This window comes from Mesorhizobium sp. M1322 (assembly GCF_040318085.1).
In the GTDB taxonomy this organism is placed as follows: domain Bacteria; phylum Pseudomonadota; class Alphaproteobacteria; order Rhizobiales; family Rhizobiaceae; genus Mesorhizobium.
Map to the genome: position 1 here is coordinate 1 of NZ_JAMYLP010000162.1, position 2500 is coordinate 2500.

The following is a 2500-nucleotide window of genomic DNA, read 5'->3' on the forward strand; positions in this document are numbered from 1 at the left end:
TGGTTGCGGGGACAGGATTTGAACCTGTGACCTTCAGGTTATGAGCCTGACGAGCTACCGGGCTGCTCCACCCCGCGTCAACTTGACGGCGAATGCCGGCCGGGCAGCCCGGACTTTTTGTTTTGTCCGTCCTCAAGGCCTTCGGCCTTTGCGGGCGGACGGGGCGCTGCTCCACCCCGCGTCAACTTTTCAAGCAAGTCAGCGCTTAGTTAGGTACGCGTTCCGCCAACTGAAAGGGCCGCTTGCGCGGCCCGGGCTCCCGATTGGCGGGCCTGTTGGTAGAGAGAAGATTTGGATTATTGCGACGTGCGTTTTGCAGACCTGGCAGCGACCTACTCTCCCGCGTCTTGAGACGAAGTACCATCAGCGCTGGAGCGTTTCACGGCCGAGTTCGGAATGGGATCGGGTGCAGCCGCTCCGCCATAACCACCAGGTCGGCAAAGCGCACGTTGCTCGAGAAGCTGGGTCAGGGATTAGGCAGTAGGGAATAGTAAGTAGAAGATACCCACTCGCTATAAGCCTGTGCCATTTGCCCGTCTTTCCGTGCCAATGGCGACGTTCTCGCAGACCACTTCGGGCATAAGCCCGCAAGCGCGACTGCGCGTCGCCGGTCGTCCGGCGCCCTCGCGGAGCATAGGCCCCGTAGGGCCGCTCATGCGTGAGCGCTGGTCAAACCATCCGATTTCATCGGATGGGCATAGGGAATGAGAACGATCAAGCCGATCGAACTATTAGTACCGGTAAGCTTCAAACGTTGCCGCTCTTCCACACCCGGCCTATCAACGTGGTCGTCTTCCACGGTTCTCAGGGAATACTCGTTTTAAGGTGGGTTTCCCGCTTAGATGCCTTCAGCGGTTATCCCGTCCGGATATAGCTACCCTGCTATGCGGCTGGCGCCACAACAGGTCCACCAGAGATCCGTCCATCCCGGTCCTCTCGTACTAGGGACAGATCCTTTCAATATTCCTACACCCACGGCAGATAGGGACCGAACTGTCTCACGACGTTCTGAACCCAACTCACGTACCGCTTTAAATGGCGAACAGCCATACCCTTGGGACCTGCTCCAGCCCCAGGATGCGATGAGTCGACATCGAGGTGCCAAACAACCCCGTCGATATGGACTCTTGGGGGTCATCAGCCTGTTATCCCCGGCGTACCTTTTATCCGTTGAGCGATGGCCCTTCCACGCGGGACCACCGGATCACTATGACCGACTTTCGTCTCTGCTCGACTTGTCAGTCTCGCAGTCAGGCAGGCTTATGCCATTGCACTCAGCGAACGATTTCCGACCGTTCTGAGCCCACCATCGCGCGCCTCCGTTACTCTTTAGGAGGCGACCGCCCCAGTCAAACTACCCACCATACATTGTCCCGGACCCGGATAACGGGCCGCGGTTAGACATCCATAGTGATAAGGGTGGTATTTCAAGGGTGGCTCCACCTGAGCTGGCGCCCAGGTTTCAAAGCCTACCACCTATCCTACACATGCCACTACGAATGCCAATGTAAAGCTATAGTAAAGGTGCACGGGGTCTTTCCGTCTAACCGCAGGAACCCCGCATCTTCACGGGGAATTCAATTTCACTGAGTCTATGCTGGAGACAGCGGGGAAGTCGTTACGCCATTCGTGCAGGTCGGAACTTACCCGACAAGGAATTTCGCTACCTTAGGACCGTTATAGTTACGGCCGCCGTTTACTGGGGCTTCGATTCAGAGCTTGCACCCCTCCTCTTAACCTTCCAGCACCGGGCAGGCGTCAGACCCTATACGTCGTCTTGCGACTTCGCAGAGCCCTGTGTTTTTGATAAACAGTCGCTACCCCCTGGTCTGTGCCACCCTCCTCCACTTGCGTGGAAAAGGGTCACGCTTCTTCCGAAGTTACGCGTGCAATTTGCCGAGTTCCTTCAGCATAGTTCTCTCAAGCGCCTTGGTATACTCTACCAGTCCACCAGTGTCGGTTTCGGGTACGGTCTATAAGGAGGAGCTATTTCCTGGAACCACGCAGCAGCCCTTTCAATCCGATAAGATTGGACTACCTCAATGATCCGTCACTTCCTCCAGGCCCACGAATATTAACGTGGTTCCCATCGTCTACGCATTTCTGCCTCGACTTAGGGGCCGGCTAACCCTGCTCAGATTAGCTTTAAGCAGGAACCCTTGGACTTTCGGCGGGGGAGTCTCTCACTCCCCTTACGTTACTCATGTCAGCATTCGCACTTCTGATACCTCCACCACCCCTCACGGGTATGGCTTCATCAGCTTACAGAACGCTCCGCTACCGCTTGCATTGCTGCAAACCCTAAGCTTCGGTGTATGGCTTGAGCCCCGTTACATTTTCGGCGCAAAGACCCTTATTTAGACCAGTGAGCTGTTACGCTTTCTTTAAATGATGGCTGCTTCTAAGCCAACATCCTGGTTGTTTTGGGATCCTCACATCCTTTCCCACTTAGCCATAACTTGGGGACCTTAGCTGTAGGTCAGGGTTGTTTCCCTTTTCA

The 2500-nt window shown here is 55.6% G+C and carries 1 tRNA gene and 2 rRNA genes (1 of these 3 cut by a window edge); all 3 read right to left on the reverse strand.

Annotation, left to right across the window (positions count from 1 at the left end):
• Window positions 1-77 (reverse strand) — tRNA-Met (locus tag NKH12_RS29620).
• A gap of 242 nt (window positions 78-319) precedes the next feature.
• A 5S ribosomal RNA gene (rrf, locus tag NKH12_RS29625) occupies window positions 320-434 on the reverse strand.
• Between the two features lie 276 nt (window positions 435-710).
• Window positions 711-2500: ribosomal RNA gene (locus NKH12_RS29630) — 23S ribosomal RNA — on the reverse strand; it runs 1076 nt beyond the window's last position.